The sequence below is a fragment of the Paracoccus stylophorae genome, from assembly GCF_028553765.1.
Lineage (GTDB): Bacteria > Pseudomonadota > Alphaproteobacteria > Rhodobacterales > Rhodobacteraceae > Paracoccus > Paracoccus stylophorae.
Genome location: NZ_CP067134.1, coordinates 768934 through 786778 on the forward strand (window position 1 = coordinate 768934; position 17845 = coordinate 786778).

The 17845-nt window shown below is 66.2% G+C and carries 16 protein-coding genes; 5 read left to right on the plus strand and 11 right to left on the minus strand.

Annotation, left to right across the window (positions count from 1 at the left end):
• Positions 1-184 precede the first annotated feature (184 nt).
• Genes JHW45_RS03830 through JHW45_RS03840 form a run of 3 tightly spaced genes read left to right on the plus strand, consistent with a single transcriptional unit; the run spans position 185 to position 2688 of the window.
• Positions 185-1234, plus strand: coding sequence for a methionine ABC transporter ATP-binding protein (locus tag JHW45_RS03830; protein ID WP_272859630.1), 1050 nt, complete (start codon positions 185-187; stop codon positions 1232-1234).
• Positions 1224-1898: a methionine ABC transporter permease gene (locus JHW45_RS03835; RefSeq protein WP_272859631.1), complete on the plus strand. Its 675-nt coding sequence runs from the start codon at positions 1224-1226 to the stop codon at positions 1896-1898. Before JHW45_RS03830 ends, JHW45_RS03835 begins: the two co-directional genes overlap by 11 nt.
• Before the next feature lie 19 nt (positions 1899-1917).
• Positions 1918-2688, plus strand: coding sequence for a MetQ/NlpA family ABC transporter substrate-binding protein (locus JHW45_RS03840; protein ID WP_272859632.1), 771 nt, complete (start codon positions 1918-1920; stop codon positions 2686-2688).
• 270 nt (positions 2689-2958) lie between these two features.
• On the opposite strand, the gene JHW45_RS03845 is transcribed toward JHW45_RS03840, so the two are convergent.
• Genes JHW45_RS03845 through JHW45_RS03860 form a run of 4 tightly spaced genes read right to left on the minus strand, consistent with a single transcriptional unit; the run spans position 2959 to position 7226 of the window.
• A complete protein-coding gene (locus tag JHW45_RS03845; protein ID WP_272859633.1) occupies positions 2959-3570 on the minus strand; it encodes an ABC-type transport auxiliary lipoprotein family protein in 612 nt (203 codons plus the stop codon).
• A gap of 4 nt (positions 3571-3574) precedes the next feature.
• Positions 3575-5290, minus strand: coding sequence for an MlaD family protein (locus JHW45_RS03850; RefSeq protein ID WP_272859634.1), 1716 nt, complete (start codon positions 5288-5290; stop codon positions 3575-3577).
• Positions 5290-6078 (minus strand): ABC transporter ATP-binding protein, encoded by a 789-nt coding sequence (locus JHW45_RS03855; protein WP_272859635.1) that lies wholly within the window; start codon positions 6076-6078, stop codon positions 5290-5292. The genes JHW45_RS03850 and JHW45_RS03855 overlap by 1 nt, the downstream gene beginning before the upstream one ends.
• Positions 6078-7226 (minus strand): ABC transporter permease, encoded by a 1149-nt coding sequence (locus tag JHW45_RS03860; protein ID WP_272859636.1) that lies wholly within the window; start codon positions 7224-7226, stop codon positions 6078-6080. The genes JHW45_RS03855 and JHW45_RS03860 overlap by 1 nt, the downstream gene beginning before the upstream one ends.
• A 274-nt stretch (positions 7227-7500) precedes the next feature.
• Here JHW45_RS03860 and JHW45_RS03865 point away from each other — a divergent pair, with 274 nt between their 5' ends.
• The gene (locus JHW45_RS03865) at positions 7501-8670 is read left to right on the plus strand and encodes an efflux RND transporter periplasmic adaptor subunit (RefSeq protein WP_272859637.1); all 1170 of its coding nucleotides are present in this window, start codon (positions 7501-7503) and stop codon (positions 8668-8670) included.
• A 5-nt stretch (positions 8671-8675) separates the two neighbouring features.
• Positions 8676-11762, plus strand: a complete 3087-nt coding sequence (locus JHW45_RS03870; RefSeq protein ID WP_272860528.1) for an efflux RND transporter permease subunit — start codon at positions 8676-8678, stop codon at positions 11760-11762.
• A 103-nt stretch (positions 11763-11865) separates the two neighbouring features.
• Here the strand turns inward: JHW45_RS03870 and JHW45_RS03875 are convergent, their stop codons facing one another.
• The 7 genes from JHW45_RS03875 to JHW45_RS03905 all read right to left on the minus strand — a co-directional run bounded on the left by JHW45_RS03875 (position 11866) and on the right by JHW45_RS03905 (position 17768).
• Complete coding sequence (locus JHW45_RS03875) at positions 11866-13128, minus strand: TRAP transporter large permease (protein WP_272859638.1); 1263 nt, start codon at positions 13126-13128, stop codon at positions 11866-11868.
• Entirely contained in the window at positions 13125-13643 is a 519-nt protein-coding gene (locus JHW45_RS03880; RefSeq protein ID WP_272859639.1) for a TRAP transporter small permease, read from the minus strand. The genes JHW45_RS03875 and JHW45_RS03880 overlap by 4 nt, the downstream gene beginning before the upstream one ends.
• Entirely contained in the window at positions 13640-14632 is a 993-nt protein-coding gene (locus JHW45_RS03885) for a TRAP transporter substrate-binding protein (RefSeq protein ID WP_272859640.1), read from the minus strand. The genes JHW45_RS03880 and JHW45_RS03885 overlap by 4 nt, the downstream gene beginning before the upstream one ends.
• A 25-nt stretch (positions 14633-14657) precedes the next feature.
• Entirely contained in the window at positions 14658-15299 is a 642-nt protein-coding gene (gene maiA / locus JHW45_RS03890; RefSeq protein ID WP_272859641.1) for a maleylacetoacetate isomerase, read from the minus strand.
• Complete coding sequence (locus JHW45_RS03895) at positions 15296-15994, minus strand: fumarylacetoacetate hydrolase family protein (RefSeq protein ID WP_272859642.1); 699 nt, start codon at positions 15992-15994, stop codon at positions 15296-15298. Before JHW45_RS03895 ends, maiA begins: the two co-directional genes overlap by 4 nt.
• 143 nt (positions 15995-16137) lie before the next feature.
• A complete protein-coding gene (locus JHW45_RS03900; protein WP_272859643.1) occupies positions 16138-16695 on the minus strand; it encodes a maleylpyruvate isomerase N-terminal domain-containing protein in 558 nt (185 codons plus the stop codon).
• Positions 16692-17768: a cupin domain-containing protein gene (locus JHW45_RS03905; protein ID WP_272859644.1), complete on the minus strand. Its 1077-nt coding sequence runs from the start codon at positions 17766-17768 to the stop codon at positions 16692-16694. Before JHW45_RS03905 ends, JHW45_RS03900 begins: the two co-directional genes overlap by 4 nt.
• Positions 17769-17845: the final 77 nt, after the last annotated feature.

The window sequence follows — 17845 nt, forward strand, 5'->3', positions numbered from 1 at the left end:
CCACGTGGGGGTATCGCAGAACCGGTTTCTCGATGTCGCGTTGGGGCCGGAACTGCGGTCTGCCGCGCGGCAGTTTCCCGCATGGCTGTCTGCCGCAGCCTGCAGGCCCTGAAAACCTGTCCTTTTTCGTCGGTTGCACCGCCCCGGCATTGATGCCGCCCGCGCGCCCGGTTAGGTCAGCCGGATGACCAGCGACTCTGCCATTCCGCCCGCAATCGCGTTCCGGGACGTCGTCAAGACGTGGCCGCAGCGTGGCGGCGACGTGACGGCGCTGGACCACATCGATCTGGATGTGCCGAGCGGCGGGATCACCGGCGTGATCGGTCGATCCGGGGCGGGCAAGTCGACGCTGCTGCGGTTGGTCAACGGGTTGGAGCGTGTCTCCAGCGGTCGGGTGGAACTGCTGGGGCGGGACGTGAGCGCTGCGCGCGGGCGGGCCTTGCGCGCCCTGCGCCGCGACGTGGGCATGATCTTCCAGCACTTCAACCTGCTGGCAAACCGGACGGTGCGCGGCAATGTGGCGTTGCCGCTGGAAATCGCCGGCATGCCCCGCACCGGCATCCACGCGCGGGTGGACCGGCTGATCGAGCTGGTCGGGCTGGGGGCGTTCGCCGACCGCTATCCGGCGCAGCTGTCGGGCGGGCAGAAGCAGCGCGTGGGCATTGCGCGGGCGCTGGCCACCGAACCCAGGGTGCTGCTGTCGGACGAGGCGACCAGCGCGCTGGACCCCGAAACGACGCAGGCTGTGCTGGCCCTGCTGCGCGACATCAATCGCGAACTGGGGCTGACGATCCTGCTGATCACGCACGAGATGGCCGTGGTGCGCGACATCTGCCAGCACGTGGCGGTGATGGAGGCGGGACGCATCGTCGAAACCGGCGCGACCTATGACATCTTTGCCGATCCGCAGCATCCCGTCACCCGGTCGTTCCTGTCGGGCGTGACCGGAACCGTGCTGCCGGGGTTTCTGGCGCGGCAGATCGTGGCGCACGGCGCAGGACCCGCGATCCTGCGCATCACCTTTTCGGGCGACAGCGCGACGCATCCGGTGCTGTCGCGGCTTGGCGCCAAGCTGGGCATCGACGTCAACATCCTTGGCGGTGCCATCGAGGAGATCGACGGTCGCCCGTTCGGGAACCTGACCGTGCAGATGCCGGCCGAGGCGCTGCCTGCGGCGCAAGCCTATCTGCACGCGCATCAGCTGCGAAGCGAGGTCATCGGACATGTCGGCTAACCTGGTCGCATTGTTGTGGGACGCGACGTTGCAGACGATCTACATGGTCGTCGTGTCCGGCGTCATCGGCACCGCCCTGGGCCTGCCCCTGGGGATATTCCTTGCCGCATCCAGGCGCGGTGAACTGCTGTCGTCGCCCGCGCTGAACCGGGGGCTGGGCCTGATCGTGAACGCGCTGCGATCCGTTCCCTTCATCATCCTGGTGGTGGCGATCATCCCGTTCACCCGGCTGGTCGCCGGCACCTCGATCGGCACCACCGCGGCCATCGTGCCGCTGACGCTGGCCGCCGCCCCGTTCATCGCCCGCATCGTGGAAACCGCAATCCGCGAGGTGGATGGCGGTCTGATCGAGGCCGCGCGCGCGATGGGGGCCTCGCCCGGCCAGATCATCGCCAAGGTGCTGCTGCCCGAGGCGCTGCCGGGGATCGTTCTGGGCCTGACGCTCGCCGTGGTCAGCCTGATCGGGTATTCCGCCATGGTCGGCGCGGTCGGCGGCGAGGGGCTGGGCGATCTGGGCATCCGCTATGGCTATCAGCGCTTCATGCCCGACGTGATGCTGGCCGTCGTTGTCATCCTGGTCGTGCTGGTGCAGGCCGTGCAGTCCTGCGGCGAATGGATCGCGCGCCGGCTGGACCACCGCGCCGCCAAGGACCGCGGACTTTAACCAATCGAAAGGAACCCACATGCTTCGACTGATCGCTGCCGCATTGACGCTGACCGCCGGAATGGCATCTGCCCAGGACATCAAGATCGGCGTCACCCCCGGCGAACACGCCGAGATCATGGAACAGATCGTGCCGCTGGCAAGCGCCAGGGGGCTGGACATCGACGTGATCGAGTTTTCCGACTATGTCGTGCCGAACACCGCGCTGGCGGATGGCGATCTGGACGCGAACAGCTTTCAGCACGTTCCGTATCTGGACAACCAGATCAAGGATCGCGGCTTCGATATCGTGGCCGTCGCCAAGACCATCACCACGCCAATGGGCGTCTATTCCGACAAGCTGACCTCGCTGGACGCGCTGGCAGAGGGCGCGACCGTGTCGATCCCGAACGATCCGACCAATGGCGGCCGCGCGCTGCTGGTGCTGGCCGATGCGGGCGTCATCCAGGTCGATCCGGATGCGGGGCTGGTGCCCACGCCCCTGAACATCACCGACAACGCGAAGAAGCTGAAGTTCCGCGAACTGGACGCCGCGCAACTGCCCCGCTCGCTGGCCGATGTGGACGCTGCCATCATCAACACCAACTATGCCCTCGCCGCCGGACTGAACCCGCGCGAGGACGCGATCGCGATGGAAAAGCCCGACAGCCCCTATGCCAACGTGATCGCGGTGCGAAAGGGCGATGAAGACGCGCCGTGGCTGAAGACCCTGGTCGAGGTCTATCACTCGGCCGAGATCAAGGAGTTCATCGAGACCAAATACGAAGGCGCGGTCATTCCGGCCTGGTAGGCATGGGTGCGGCCGGCGCTGAGGGCGGGCGGTTCCGCCGCAGACTGACAGCACGTGGTCGGGGCGGCAGCCGCTTCACATCGCGGGATGAGGCGGCCGCCGGCTGCGGTGCGGCGTGGCTCGGAAACTTCGGCCGGCACTTGGGGCCGAGATGCTTGCAAAGCTGGGCCAGATAGGACGGTTCTCACCGCGCTGCGACATCGAACCGCGGCGCGGACTCGCGGGCCGAAGCCGGCGGCGCGCAATTAACAGCTTGCAAGGGCTTTGCCCTTATCCGGCCGCCGCCCAGTTGGCGATTTCGGGCAAAAGTGCGTCCATGATGGTCTGAAATGCGCGGACGATGCTGATCGGGGTGTCGTCGACGGCGGCGGCCTCGTTGCGGAAGGTGGCGGTTCTGATCACGCTCTGGTCCCGGTCGCGCAGCAGGGTCAGGCTGAGGTCGACCTTTGCGATCACCGCCCCGCCGGTGATTTCGACGTGGAACGCGTCGATGCGGGACAGAAGGGCCAGATCGGGCACCGGTCCCCCCTCGTTCGGGCCGACATATCCCATCCTGCCCGTTCCCGCGATCGAGCGGATCAGCAGCGATTGCACCAGCGACGGCAATTCATCCGACCAGCGCGCATCGGGAAGATAGGTGACTGCCGCGGCGCCCGGTTTCACCATGATCCGGTCGCTGTTGATCGAGGCGGGCGCGTTGGGTACCGCCACCAGCAAGGTGCGCCCCGACCCGCGGCCGGCACCCGACCCTGCGGCGGGCGCCAGATCGTAGGTGTCCAGCGGCGTCGCCGCCGCGTTGATCGACGACAGCGCGCTGCAGCCGCCAAGGCTGGCGGCGGCGCCCAGGATCGCGGCGCGGCGGGTAAGGGTCAACATCTGCATCTGTTCATCTCCGGTATTCGGGCACACGCTCATCCAGCAGGAAACGTGCAGGGTCTCGTTCGATGCGGCGCACCAGTCTGTCCAGCGACTGGACCAGCCCGCGCGCCTCGCTGCCAAGGCGGCCCAACTCGTTCAGGCCGTTGCCGGTAAAGTTGCGGATGCCCGGTCCGGCGTCGCGCACCGTGGCCTGAATCTGGGCGACGACCTCATCGGCGCGGCCGATCAGGGCGCGCAGATCGGCGCCGATCTGCGGCAGGTCGGTCGAAATCTGCGCGGCCGCGCCGCCGATCTGGTCGGTTGCCGCGCGGATATCGGACAGGACCGGGCCCAGATCGGACGTGATCGCCGCATCCGCGCTGTCGAACGCGCTTTCCGCCGAACTCAGCGCACGGTTCGCCGAGACCAGCGACCCCTCGATGCTGGCCAGCGTGACATTGGCGCGCTGGAACAGATCGGTGGCCCCGTTCACCGCCGTGCGCGTATCCTCGGCCAAAGGCGACAGGCCCGCGGTGAAATCGGTCAGATCGCGCGCGGCATTGTCCACCGCGGCCGACGCCGACGACACCGCCCCGCGAATATCCGCGACCACGGCGGGAACGTCCTGATCCATCACCGTCTCGAGCCGGGCGATTGCGTTTTGGGCGCGGGCCAGAACCTCTCGCGCATCGGCCACCATCAAGGTGCCATCGCCCGCCACCAGCGTGTTCACGCTGTTCGAGGCCTCGGTCACGGCGCCGAAGGTGGTGCTGGCATCCGACAATGTCTGCTCAAGCTGCTGCAACCGCGCGTTCAGCAGCGCAGCCGTCTGTTCGAACCCGTCCAGCGTGCTGCCCGACCGCTGCGAGATATCCGCGATGGCCCGATCCAGCGTCTCGACCGTCTGCGCGATCTGCGTGGCGATCTGCGGAATCCGGTCGCGCATCAGGGTCTCGGCCTGGGCGAACGCGGCGCCGGCGCTGTCGATGGCGGTGCCGGTCGTGTCGATGGCCGTCCGCGCGGAATCGAACGCGCCCGTCGCCGAGGCCAGCGTCTGGTCCACGTTGCCCAGTGTCGTTTCGGCCGCCGCGCCAAGCGTGTCGAGGCGGTCGCTGAAGCCCGAGATCTTGTCCGTCGCGTCGGCCACGGTCCGGGTGATGTCCGAAAAATCGCTCAGCGCCTGATCCAGCCCGCCGGACGCATCGCTGAGATTGTTGAGGATGTTCTGCACATAGGCCTGATTTTCCGGCCCCGCGATCTGCTGAAACTGCCGCAGCAGGCTGGTCGCCTCGGTAATCAGGTCGGGTGCATCCTCGACCAGCTGCTGCACCGATGAACGGCGCGAGGGGATGATGGGCGGGGTCCCGTCATCCGAAGTCAGCGGCGGCGCATCCGCGCTTTTGTTGGTCAGCGAGATATAGGCGACCCCGGTCACGCCCGACGAGCTGAGCTGCGCCACCGTATCCTCGTGCACCGGGGTCGTGGCATCGATCTCGATCTCGACATAGACCTTGGACGGATCGGGATCGTAGATGTGCATGTCGATCAGCCGGCCCACGTCGATGCCGTTGAAGACCACGTCCCCCGAGGAATCCAGCCCCGACACGTCGTCGAAGAGAATCGCGTAATAGGCATATTGCCGGTCCAGCTGCACGCTGGACAGCCACACGGCAAAGATCAGGCTGCCGACGATGCCAAGCAGCGTGAAGGCGCCGATCAGGATGTAGTTTGCACGGGTTTCCATCACTGCACCGTTTCGTCCTGTCCGGTCGCCAAGGCTGCCCGGGCGCGGGGGCCGTGAAAATATTCATGGACCCAAGGGTGATCGACCTTCATCAACTCGGCCATGGTGCCGACCGCCAGAACCTTCTTTTCGGCCAGCACGGCGATACGGTCGCAGATTGCATGCAGCGAATCCAGATCATGCGTCACCAGAAACACCGTCAGCCCCAATGTCGCCTGCAACTTGCGGATCAGCGTATCGAAGGCCGCGGCGCCGATCGGGTCAAGCCCGGCCGTCGGTTCGTCCAGAAACACGATTTCGGGGTCCAGCGCGATGGCGCGTGCGAATCCGGCCCGCTTGCGCATTCCGCCCGACAGCTCGGACGGGAACTTGTTCTGCGCGACCTCTTCCAGCCCGACCATCCGCACCTTGATCCCGGCCAGCGTCTCGCGCAGCGCGTCGGGCAGATCAAGCTGCTCCCGCATCGGGGCCTCGACGTTCTGGCGCACGGTCAGGGAGGAAAACAGCGCGCCATCCTGGAACATCACGCCCCATCGGCGACGCAACTGCCGGTAATGTTCGGGCGAGGTGGAGTTGACGCTTTGGCCGAACACCTCGATCGTGCCGCCATCGGGCTTCAGCAAGCCGACGATCTGCTGCAACAGCACGGATTTGCCGGTGCCCGAGCCGCCGACGATGCCGATGATCTCGCCCCGGCGCACATCCAGGTCCAGCCCGTCATGCACGACGTGGCTGCCAAAGCTTTTGGTCAGGCCCCGCACCTTTATGATCGGCTCAGCGTCGCGCATCAGATTCCTATCAGGGCGAAAAAGACCGAGAAAATGGCATCCGCCACGATCACCATGAAGATCGACAGCACCACCGAGGTCGATGTCAGCCGTCCCAGAGATTCGGCGTTGCCGCCCACTTTCAGCCCCTCATAGCAGCCAATGATGCCGATGATCAGGGCAAAGAAGGGCGCCTTGACCATGCCGACCAGAAAGTGCCAGACATCGGTGTTGCTGACCAGCCGGGCCTGGAACACGGCGGGCGACACGCCCAGTTCGATCCACGACATCATCGCGCCGCCGATCAGCCCCGACAGATCGGCGAAAAGCCCAAGGACCGGCAGCATCAGGACCAGCGCCAGCACGCGCGGCACCACGAGGATGTCGACCGGATCGAGGCCAAGCGTGCGCATCGCATCGACCTCTTCGCGCATCTTCATGGACCCGATGGCGGCGGTATAGGCCGAGCCCGACCGCCCCGCGACGATGATCGCCGTCAGCAGGATCCCCAATTCGCGCAGCACCGAGATGGCGATCAGGTCCACCACGAACACCTCGGCACCGAACTGGCGAAGCTGGACCGACCCCTGGAATGCCAGCACGACGCCGATGAGAAACGACATCAGCGCCACGATGGGAATGGCGTTCCACCCCACCTCCTGCATGTGATGCACCAGCGATGTCAGGCGCAGCCGGCGCGGACGGATCGCCAGACTGCCAATCGCCGCGATGACCTGCCCCAGGGCGGCGATCAATTCGACGGCGATCTTCGCGGTGGCGGCCGTTCTGCGGCCAAGCGCCTCGATGCTGTCGGTCAGCGAGACGCGCTTAGCGGCCCCGGTGTCCTCGGGCGGCATGTTGGCGCGGACCACCTCGATCAGCTGTTTCTGCTTTTCGCTTTCGCCGCGGATCGGGGGTTCGGCCGCGCCGCCGGCCATCCGCCTTTGCAGATCCACGATATACCATGCGCCGGCCGTATCCATGTGGCTTACCTGCGCCATATCGATGGCCTCGGCGCCGGAATCCACTGGCGGCAGCGTTGCGATGGTGTCGATCAGCAGCCTGCCGGACAGGACGATGCGGCCGTCTTCCAGCGTCACCGAGGGTGGGGCATCTGCCGCCCCGTCACCGGATGGGACGCGCGGCGTATCGTCACCCTGATCAACCATCGCCTGCCGCCACCCTGTTTCACACTCCACGCCGGCGTCCGCGAACGTGCGGGCGGGCGTTCCGTCTCAAGCCCCCGGAGCCTCGATGCCGTCCCGACATCCATGCCGCCGATTGCCTTGCACGAGACGTCACCGATACCGCAAACCCTCGCAGGCGTAAATCGCACCGGATTGTTAACGCATCAATGTCCCCGTTCCGTCGCAGAACGGATGCATGTCGCGGCCGCGCGTGCTAAACAGCGTTCTTGACGAATTTGCGACGGAAGACTTGCGGATGAAAGCGCTTCGCCAGATTGTCCTTTCGGTCCTTGTTCTGGCCGCCGGCTTGTATGTCTGGATCGCATATGTTCCCGCGGCGCAACCGATCCTTGACCGGGTCGGGCTGCTGGACCTGCTGGGCATCGAACGCGCCGAACCGCAGGAAGATGGGCCGCAGCAGGGCGGACCTGGCGAGGCCGCCACCCGTGTCAGGACGGCCATCGTCGGCGAACGGGCGCAGGCCGATCGCATCGCGGCCATCGGCGACGGGCGGGCGCGCCGGTCGGTCGATGTGCGCTCGAACGCGGTGGGCACGATCACCGACATGGCGCTGTCCGCGGGCAGTTTTGTCGAGAAAGGCACCGAAATCGTCCGGCTGGAGGACGAGGCCGAGCGTATCGCCCTGGAACAGGCGCAGATCCAGCTGGAAAACGCCCGCACCGAGGCCGAGCGTGTGCGCCGGCTTGAATCATCCGGCGCGGTGACGGGCGTGCGCCTGCGCGAGGTCGAACTGGCCTTGCGCAGTGCCGAACTGGCGCTTCGGCAGGCCGAGTTCGACCTGGCGCAACGCCATATCGAGGCGCCCATTTCTGGCTGGGTCGGCATCTTGACGCTGGAACGCGGCGACCGCGTCAGTGCGCAGGATCTTCTGGTGACGATCACGGATCGGTCGGAAATTCTGGTCGATTTCCGGGTGCCCGAACGCATCGTCAGCAAGATCGCCGTGGGCCAGCCCATCGAGGTGCGGCCGATCGGGGCGCGCGACACCGCCCTGACCGGAGAGATCAGCGCCATCGACGCGGTCGTGGATCGTGCCAGCCGTACCCTGCTGGTTCAGGGGCGCGTGCCGAACACGGACGATCTGCTGCGGGCGGGAATGGCGTTTTCGGTCAGCATGAGCTTTCCCGGCGACACGTTGCTGTCGATCCCGCCGCTGGCGGTGCAATGGTCCGGCGACGGGCCGTTCGTCTGGGCCGTGCGCGATGGCAAGGCCGAACAGGTGGCCGTGACCATCGTGCAGCGCGAAAGCGATGCGGTGCTGGTCACATCGGCGGATCTGGCGGCCGGCGATACCGTCGTCACCGAAGGCGTGCAGACCCTGCGCCCCGGCGCCGAGGTCGGCGCCGTGTCCAGCGAGGCGGGGCTGTCGGGCATTGCGCACCCCGATGGCCGGGTGACGCTGTGAGCGCGATGACCTCATCGGGAACCGCGCTGTTCGTGCGGCGGCCGATCCTGGCATTCGTGCTGAACGCGCTGGTCGTCATGGCGGGGCTGGCGGCCCTGCTTGGCGCCGAGATCCGCGAATTGCCGAACGTGGACCGGCCCGTCGTGACCGTCACCACCAGTTTCGCGGGCGCATCGCCCGAATCCGTCGATCAGGAACTGATCGCCCCGATCGAGGGCGCGGTCGGCCGGGTCTCGGGCGTGCGCAGCATTTCGTCGGCGTCGCGTTTCGGGCGCGGCCGGGTGACGGTGGAATTCGACGACAATGTCGATATCGACGTGGCCGCCACCGATGTCCGCGACGCGGTGGCGCGGATCACCAACGACCTGCCCGAGGATGCGGACCGTCCCGAAATCGTCAAGGCGGACGCCGATGCACAGCCGGTGATGCGCATCGCGGTGACGTCGGACGCGCGTTCGCCCCAGGACCTGACCGCCATCGTGCAGGACCGGATCGAGGATCTGATCATTTCGGTCGACGGGGTCGCCGATCTTCAGATCTACGGCGACCGCGAGCCGATTTTCCGCGTGGATATCGACCAGCTGGCGCTTGCAAGCCGGGGGCTGACGCTTGGCGATGTGCAACGCACGCTGGCCGATGTGGCGCTGGACACGCCCGCGGGCGATCTGGCCGGCAGCACCCAGTCGATCAACGTGCGCACGACCGCAAGCGTGGCAACGCCCGAGGCGTTCGAGGCGCTGGAAATCATCCCGAATGTCAGGATCGGCGACATCGCGCGCGTCACCCTGGGCCCTGCGCCCGGCGACACGGTCCTGCGGGCGGACGGACGGCAGGGCGTGGGGATGGGGGTGATCCGTCAGGCGACGTCGAACACGCTGTCGATCTCGTCGGATGTGCATGACGTCGTGGCACAACTGAACCGGACCCTGCCCGGCGATGTCAGCGTCTTCGTCACCTCGGACGATGCGACGTTCATCTCGGGCTCGATCGAAGAGGTGGTCAAGACCCTGGGCTTTGCGATTGCCATCGTGGTGGCGGTCATCTTCCTGTTCCTGCGCGATTTCCGCGCCACGATCATCCCCGCCCTGACCCTGCCGGTCGCGCTGGTGGGCACGCTGGCCGGGATCTACCTGGTCGGGTTCTCGATCAATATCCTGACGCTGCTGGCGCTGGTGCTGGCGACCGGCATGGTGGTGGACGACGCCATCGTGGTGCTGGAAAACATCGTGCGTCAGCGCGGGCTGGGCATGGGGCCGCGCGCGGCCGCCGTTCACGGCACGTCGCAGGTGTTCTTTGCGGTGGTGACGACCACGGCGACGCTGGCCGCGGTCTTTGTGCCGCTGTCGTTCCTGCCCGGACAGGCCGGCGGGCTGTTTCGCGAATTCGGGTTCACGCTGGCGATGGCGGTGGCGCTGTCGTCGGTCGTGGCGCTCAGCCTGTGCCCGGTGCTGGCCAGCCGGCTTCTGACCAAACCGCCGAAAAAGGACGCGCGCGGGCCGATGATCTGGCTGGGCGCCCGGCTGATGCGGCTTTACGAGACGACGCTGCGCGGCGCTCTGGCGATGCCCTATGTCATCGTGCTGATCGCCGTGCTGGTCGCGGCGACGGCGGTGATGGTGGCCGGCAGCATCCGGCAGGAACTGACGCCGCCCGAAGATCGCGCCGTGGCCCTGCTGCGCGTCACGGCGCCGCCCGGCGTGTCGCTGGATTACACGCAGTCGAAGATGCGGCAGATCGAGGATGCGGTCGCCCCCTTGCTGGACAGCGGCGAGATCATCCACATGTTCGCCTTCAGCGGCTTCAGCGCCAATAATCGCGGCTTCATGGTGTTCACCCTGGCCGACTGGGCCGACCGCGCGCGCAGCCAGCAGGAGATCGTGGCCGACATCAACCGGCGGCTTGCCGATGTGATCGGTGTGCGCGCCTTTGCGATCCAGCCCAACTCGCTTGGCATCAGGGGCGCGGGCCGGGGTCTGGCCTTTGCCATCACCGGCAACAATTACGATCAGCTGTCGCAGGTGGCCGATGCCATGATCGACCGGTTGCGCCAGATCCCCGGCATGGGTCAGGTGCGGCTGGAATACGAACGCACGCAGCCGCAGCTTTTCGTGCAGATAGATCGCGAACTGGCCGCCGATCTGGGGGTCGAGATCACCGGGCTGGGGCCGGCCCTGCAGGCGGTTCTGGACGGGCGCGACGTGGCCTCGGTCTTTATCGACGACAAAAGCTATGACGTGCAGATGCTGTCCACCGCCGATCCCATCGACGATCCCGGCGATCTGGAAAGCGTCTTCGTGCGGGCCGGCAACGGCATGATGGTGCCGATGTCCAGCTTCGTCACGCTTGAGGAACGCGCCGTCGCCCCGGAACTGAGCCGCGAGGAACAGAACCGGTCGGTGGAACTGACCGCCGGGCTGACGCCCGAGATGTCACTGGGCGACGCGCTGGCGCAGGTGATCGAGATCGGGGATGAGGTGCTGGCCCCCGAAAACCGCATCGTGCCGCTGGCCGAGGCGGCAACGCTGGACCAGACCAGTTCCGGCATCGTCGTCACCTTCGGCTTTGCCATCCTGATCGTGTTTCTGGTGCTGTCCGCGCAGTTCGAAAGCTTCATCTCTGCCATCGTGGTGATGGCGACCGTGCCGCTTGGGCTGGCCTGCGCGGTGTTCGCGCTGCTGCTGACCGGGCAAAGCCTGAATGTCTACAGCCAGATCGGGCTGGTCATGCTGATCGGGATCATGGCCAAGAACGGCATCCTGATCGTCGAGTTCGCCAACCAGCTGCGCGACAAGGGCGACGATGTGCACGACGCCATTCTGGGCGCCTCGACCATCCGTCTGCGCCCGGTGATGATGACCATGACCTCGACCGTGCTGGGCGGGGTGCCGCTGGTGCTGTCCTCGGGCGCGGGCGCCGAGGCGCGCGAGGCCCTGGGATGGGTGATCGTCGGCGGGCTGGGGCTGGCCACGCTGTCGACGCTGTACCTGACGCCGGTGGCCTATCTGCTGCTGGCGCGGTTCTCGACCCCCAAGGCCCGGGAAGAGGCGCGGCTTCGCGATGAACTTGACGCCGCGCAAAGCCAGAGCGCCTGAAGCGGCGCTGCCTGCGCGGATGCAACCGCCCGCTCCGGCACGAAGATGCCGCCCCCGATGACGACCGGGGGTGGCATGGCGATGTCGGTTTCCGCGCGCGGCGTCAGAACGGTCTTATCGTCCACGGCACGAAGATGACCAGCAGGATCACGGCAATCGAGGCGACGATATAAGGCACGACCAGCCGCGACAGCCGCATGATCGGGATCTCGCTCAGCGCGGCCGCGATATAAAGCCCGGTGCCCACCGGCGGCGTCAGCAGGCCCAGAACCAGCGTCATCGACATCACGACCCCGAACTGGATCGGGTCGATGCCGTAATCCGCGGTCGCCACCGGCAGCAGGATTGGCGTCAGGATGATCAGCGCGGCGATGCCGTCAAGGAACATTCCCACCACCATCAGCGTGCCCATGATCAGCAGCATGAAGATCAGCGGATCGCCGGTCAGCGAGACGATGAAGGCCGCGACCGCCTGCGGGATCTGGTTGAAGGTCAGCACCCATCCGAAGACCTTCGCGGCCATGATCAGGAACAGCACGATGGCCGTGTTGGTCACCGTCCGGTCAATGATCACCGGCAAACGGTGCAGCGGCAGTTCGCGGAACACGACCGCGCCGAACAGCAGGGCCACGACGATGGCGACCGCGGCGCTTTCGGTCGGGGTGAAGATGCCCCAGCTGATGCCGCCGATGATGGTCAGCGGGATCAGCATCGTCGCCAGACCCGGAATCGTGGCCTTCAGGCGCGACCCCTGCGGCAGCGGCGCGCCCGCATGTCCCTTCTGGCGATGCTTGCCCGCCTGCCACAGCGCGATGGCCAGGATCAGCGCGAACAGGGTCACGCCGGGCACGATGCCGGCCATGAACATCTCGGCAATCGAGACCTGCGCGATCACGCCATAGATGATGAACACCATCGAGGGCGGGATGATCGGGCCCAGAAGGCCGGCGCTGGCCGTGATCGAGGCCGCATAGCCGCGGTCATAGCCGTCCTTTTCCATCTCGGGGACGACGACCCGCGACATCACCGCCATCTGCGCCGTGGCCGATCCCATGATCGCGGCCAGGGCAAGGTTCGCGACCAGGTTCACGATGACCAGGTTATGCGGCAGCCGCTGCAACCAGACGCGGGCCGCGATGATGATCCGCCGCGTCACCCCCCTTTCGTTCATGATCTCGCCCAGAAGCACGAACAGCGGAATCGCCAGCAGGTCGAAATTCTCGACCGAGCCGAACAGGATCTGCGGAATCGAGTTCAGGATCTGAAGATTGCCGGTGGTGAGGACGAAAACGATGGTGGCGGCCAGCAGCACGAAGGCGATGGGCATCGCCGCCAGCATCAGCGTCAGAAAGGACAGCCCGGTCATATTTCCATCCCCTTGTCGGTCGCCAGCTCGATCGGCTGATGGCCGGTGACGGCCTCGGCCAGGTCGGCCAGAACATGGATCAGCGCAAAGGCCGAGAAGACCGGCACGATCCAGTAAAAGGGCGATTTCGCCCAGCCAAGAGTGATGATCTGTTCGAACGCGACGGCGGGCGAGACCACCCATGTCGCCGAGGTCCACAGCAGCGTGGCAAGGATCGCCGCGACCAGCGCCAGCACGATCAGGTCCACGATCCTGCGGATGCCCACGGGCAGATGTTCGGTCAGCAGGGTGACGCCGATCTGCGCGCGGTCATGGATCGTGATCGAGGTGGCGACGAAGGCCAGCCAGACCAGCAGGATCGCGGCGATTTCCTCTGCGAAGAAGATCGGCTGACCGATCACATAGCGCATCCCGACATTCGCCACGATCAGCGCCACGAACGCCACGACCAGCACCCTGCTGGCCCACCGTTCGGCGCGGGCCAGCAGATGCGAAAGGGTGGACAGCCAGATCATTGGCCTTCGGCATCCGCAATGAAGCGCTGGATGATCTCGTCGCCGGCAAAGCTGTCGCGCACCGCCTGATTGGCCTCGGCAAAGATTTCGGCGCCGTTTTCCAGCCGCACGATCTCGACCTTGCCCTCAAGCGCGGCGAGATTGGCGGTCTCGGCCTCGACCTGCTGCTCGGTGCCCCAGGCCAGCGCCTCTTGCGAGACGGTGGTGAAAGCCTCTTGCTGTTCGGGCGACAGCGACGACCAGGTGCCGGCGTTGACGACCAGGACGGCCGGGAACGGCATGTGGTTGGTGATCGTCAGCCCCTTGGCGACCTCGTCGAACTTCAGCCCGACCAGCGCGTCAAGGTCGATGTCGATGCCTTCCAGCAGGCCGCTTTGCAGGCCCTGATAGACCTCGGTCAGGTTCACCGGCGTCGGCACCGCGCCGATGGCGTCCCACCAGGTCTTCATCGCCGGGAACGGCACGATGCGGATCTTCTTCTGCGCCAGATCGGCGGGGCCGGTGGCCGGGGCGTCCTTCATCAGGATGTGGCGCTGCCCGGCAAAGGTATAGCCCAGCCCGACAAGATTGGCCTGCTGCAACTGATCCTGCATCTCTTGGGCGGCGGGGCTGTCGGCGGCGCTGGCGGCGTCGCGGACATCCGAAAACAGGTAGGGGGTGAACCATCCCTGCAACGAGGGCGCGCGCAGGCTGGTGATGGCGACCGTCATCAGGCCGCTGTCCAGAAGCCCGCTGGACAGCTGCTGGAACATCTCCTGCTCGACGCCCAACTGGCCGGCGGGAAACACCGCCAGCGTCAGATCGCCGCCGGTCGCCTCGGGCAGGTTCTCGGCGATGCGGTTGGCGACCTTGGTCCAGACATGGTTCGGCGGCGTGATCACGCCCATGCGCAACTCGCGCGCATCGGCGGTGCCGGCCCATGAGGCCAGGGCAGTCGTGGCAAGGGCGGCGGCAATGGCCAGCCGGCGGGTCAGTTTCACGATCGACATAAGCGTTCCTCCCTGGATGTCGGTCTTATACGGCGTCGGGTTGACGCGCGGGGTGGGCATCGGCGAATTCGGGCATCGCCTCGCAGGCGGCGCGGATGGCCTGCAACCGCGGCCAGGCGTCGGTGGACAGCCCGAAACGGTCGGCCGAGAACATCTGCGGAATCAGGCAGATATCGGCAAGACCGGGTGTGTCGCCAAAGGTGAAACGGCCTTCATGGGATTGCGCGTCGGCGATGGCTTCGCAGGCGTCCAGCCCTTGGGCGATCCAGTGCCGGCACCAGGCATCGGTGTCGTCCTGATCCCGCCCATAGGTTTCCTTGAGGAAGTTCAGCACCCGCAGATTCTGCAGCGGATGGATTTCGCAGGCGATGATCTGGGCAAAGGCCCGCACATGCGCCCGCTCGGTCGGATCGTCGGGCAGCAGACGCGGGTCGGGATGCGTCTCGTCCAGCCATTCGATGATCGACAGCGATTGCGTCAGCCGCGCCTCGCCCGTGTCCAGCATCGGCACCAGACCCTGCGGGTTCAGGGCCAGATATTCCTTGGTCCGGTGCTCATTCTTGCGCAGGTTCACCGCGACGAACTCGGGCGCGATCCGCTTCAGATTGAAGGCGATGCGGCAGCGATAGGCCGACGACGACCGGAAATAGCCATGAAACGTCATCATTCGGGCTGACCCACGGTCAACTCCACCGGGTCCAGCCCATCGATCGTGCCGCGGATCACGGCACCGGGGTCGACCGCGCCGACGCCCGCCGGGGTGCCGGTATAGATCAGGTCGCCCGGCGCGAGGTGATAGAATTTCGACAGATCCGAGATCAGTTCGGCGACCGACCAGATCAGGTCCGACAGGCGCGCATCCTGACGCAGTTCGCCGTCGACCGTCAGCTGAACCTTCTGATCGCCGATCTCACCGAAATCGGCGGCCTTTGTCAGCGCCGCGATGACCGAGCTGCCCTCGACATCCTTGCCCAGATCCCAGGGCCGGCCCTTTTCGCGGGCCACCAGCTGCAAATCGCGGCGCGTCATGTCCAGCCCGGCAGCGTAGCCATAGACCGCCTGCATCGCCTCGTCGACGGACACCCGGAACACCGGTTTGCCGATGGCCACGACGAACTCCATCTCATAGTGAAAGTTCTTCGTGCCGGGCGGATAGGGATAGGTCTCGCCCGAAGGCAGGATCGTCAGCGCGGACTTGGTGAAATAGAACGGCGCCTCGCGATCCACCTCGACCCCCATCTCGGCGGCATGGGCGGCATAGTTCCGCCCGACGCAGAAGACGCGGTGCACGGGATATGCGGCAGATTCGCCGTTGACGGGAACGGTGGGCCAAGCGGGCGATTCAAAAAGGGTCTGGCTCATCAATCAAGTCCTCTCGTTCATCTGTCGGTCAGTTGCTTCATCGGGAATCCGCGCCACCGGTTGCGGCACGGAAATGATCGGGTCTTTGGGGCCGCGGCCGCGGAAACGTGGCGAAACGTGCCTGTCGTCATAGTCGTGGATTTTCAGCCTGACGCCAGATTTTCTTTCAACGCCGCCGGCAGGTCGCGGGTCCGGCCTCCGGCGCGAAGATCCAGGGCCGCGCGCCACAGGGTTTCGGCATGCAGCCGGGGCATGTCGCGCGCGGGCATTCGGCCACAGGACAGATTGACCTCGGTATCCCATTCGGCATCGGTCAGGTCGCGCCAGACGACGTTCAGATGCACCTCGGCATGGGCTGCCAGATGGCGCAGGGCGCGGGAGGGCAGGGTTTCGGCCAGATCAAGGGCGGCGGTTCCGGTCTCGGCCCGGTCGCCCTGTTTTCCGGTCGCATCCTCAAGCGCCTGCGCGATCTCGCGCGCCTCCAGCGCGGCGGCGGCGATCACCCGGCGCCGGGTCCAGCCCTCGCGGGCCGAGACGGTCCACAGGGCTGCCTCGTCCAGACCGTTCACGATCCGCGCCAGATAGGCGGTGCCGCGGCGCGCCATGTCCAGCGCCTCGGCCGGGGCGGTTTCGGCGTCATAGCGTGCCCCGGCCCCCTGGCGCGCGCGCAGCTCGGCGCGCGCTTCGTCGAGGCTGCTCATGCCTCGGCCTCGACCAGCGTGCGCTGAAAGTTCAGCCGTTCGATGATCGGGGCATCCGAAAAGCGGAACAGGTCGAACTGCGTTTCGGCCTGCAACGACCAGGCGACCCAGGACGGGATGACGAAGATGTCGCCCTTTTCAAGTTTCCGGGTCTCGCCGTTCATCACCACCGCGCCGCGCCCCTCGAACACCTGGAACACGGTCGAGCCGACTTCGCGCCGCGTGGGCGTCTCGGTGCCTTCGCGCAGCCGGTGGAATTCGGCCCGGATGGTCGGCATCACGTCGCCGCCAGTGGTCGGGTTGACGTAACGCACCGCCGCGTGGCCCTGTTCGACCGTCGCCGGCTGACCCTCATCCTCCAGCAGCAATTGCTGGGTCAGGGCCTCATCGGTGAATTTCCAGCGATAGGCGCCGATCGGGCTGGCCGCGGTGTTCTGCAACTGCGACAGCGGGCGCAGGCCCGGATGGCACCACAGCCTTTCGCTGCGGGAATAGCGCGGGGTGGCATAATCGGTCACGCGGTCGGCGCCGAACTCGAAGAAGCCCACATCGTTCTGGAAGCTGAACGGAATGTCCAGACCGTCGATCCAGGCCATGGGATGATCGGTGTCGTTGTGATGCCCGTGAAAGCACCAGCCCGGCGTCAGCAGGAAATCCCCGCGCGACATCCGCACCGGATCGCCGTTGACGACCGTCCAGACGCCTTCGCCCTCGATCACGAAGCGGAATGCGTTCTGCGAATGGCGATGTTCGGGCGCGGTCTCGCGCGGGCCCAGATACTGGATCGCGCACCACAGCGTGGGCGAGATATAGGCCTCGCCGCCAAGGCCGGGATTGGCGAGGCCAAGGGCCCGCCGCTCGCCGCCGCGGCCGACGGGGACCAGATCGCCCGATTGCTTGGCCAGCGGATAAAGATCGGACCATTTCCAGACATGCGCGACGGCTTTTGGCCGGGGCTGCTGGGGCATCAGGTCGCCAAGCTGCGTCCATAGCGGGTTCAGGTGGTTGTCCTTGAACCCCTGATACAGGCGACGCAGTTCGGGGGTGTCTTCGGGTTGCATGGCGTTGTCCATCGTTCCTCCTCCAGGGCGATTCGCTGTGCGTTATGATACGTATACTAATTGTTAGTCTACGTGTAAACAGCGGACTT

What these genes read in the sequence shown, in the direction of transcription:
- JHW45_RS03850 (WP_272859634.1), bottom strand. Translation starts at nt 5,290, where the DNA reads ATGGAAACCCGTGCAAACTACATCCTGATCGGCGCCTTCACGCTGCTT.
- JHW45_RS03865 (WP_272859637.1), top strand. Translation starts at nt 7,501, where the DNA reads ATGAAAGCGCTTCGCCAGATTGTCCTTTCGGTCCTTGTTCTGGCCGCC.
- JHW45_RS03870 (WP_272860528.1), top strand. Translation starts at nt 8,676, where the DNA reads ATGACCTCATCGGGAACCGCGCTGTTCGTGCGGCGGCCGATCCTGGCA.
- JHW45_RS03875 (WP_272859638.1), bottom strand. Translation starts at nt 13,128, where the DNA reads ATGACCGGGCTGTCCTTTCTGACGCTGATGCTGGCGGCGATGCCCATC.
- JHW45_RS03885 (WP_272859640.1), bottom strand. Translation starts at nt 14,632, where the DNA reads ATGTCGATCGTGAAACTGACCCGCCGGCTGGCCATTGCCGCCGCCCTT.
- JHW45_RS03880 (WP_272859639.1), bottom strand. Translation starts at nt 13,643, where the DNA reads ATGATCTGGCTGTCCACCCTTTCGCATCTGCTGGCCCGCGCCGAACGG.
- JHW45_RS03845 (WP_272859633.1), bottom strand. Translation starts at nt 3,570, where the DNA reads ATGCAGATGTTGACCCTTACCCGCCGCGCCGCGATCCTGGGCGCCGCC.
- JHW45_RS03905 (WP_272859644.1), bottom strand. Translation starts at nt 17,768, where the DNA reads ATGGACAACGCCATGCAACCCGAAGACACCCCCGAACTGCGTCGCCTG.
- JHW45_RS03835 (WP_272859631.1), top strand. Translation starts at nt 1,224, where the DNA reads ATGTCGGCTAACCTGGTCGCATTGTTGTGGGACGCGACGTTGCAGACG.
- JHW45_RS03855 (WP_272859635.1), bottom strand. Translation starts at nt 6,078, where the DNA reads ATGCGCGACGCTGAGCCGATCATAAAGGTGCGGGGCCTGACCAAAAGC.
- JHW45_RS03900 (WP_272859643.1), bottom strand. Translation starts at nt 16,695, where the DNA reads ATGAGCAGCCTCGACGAAGCGCGCGCCGAGCTGCGCGCGCGCCAGGGG.
- maiA (WP_272859641.1), bottom strand. Translation starts at nt 15,299, where the DNA reads ATGATGACGTTTCATGGCTATTTCCGGTCGTCGTCGGCCTATCGCTGC.
- JHW45_RS03830 (WP_272859630.1), top strand. Translation starts at nt 185, where the DNA reads ATGACCAGCGACTCTGCCATTCCGCCCGCAATCGCGTTCCGGGACGTC.
- JHW45_RS03895 (WP_272859642.1), bottom strand. Translation starts at nt 15,994, where the DNA reads ATGAGCCAGACCCTTTTTGAATCGCCCGCTTGGCCCACCGTTCCCGTC.
- JHW45_RS03840 (WP_272859632.1), top strand. Translation starts at nt 1,918, where the DNA reads ATGCTTCGACTGATCGCTGCCGCATTGACGCTGACCGCCGGAATGGCA.
- JHW45_RS03860 (WP_272859636.1), bottom strand. Translation starts at nt 7,226, where the DNA reads ATGGTTGATCAGGGTGACGATACGCCGCGCGTCCCATCCGGTGACGGG.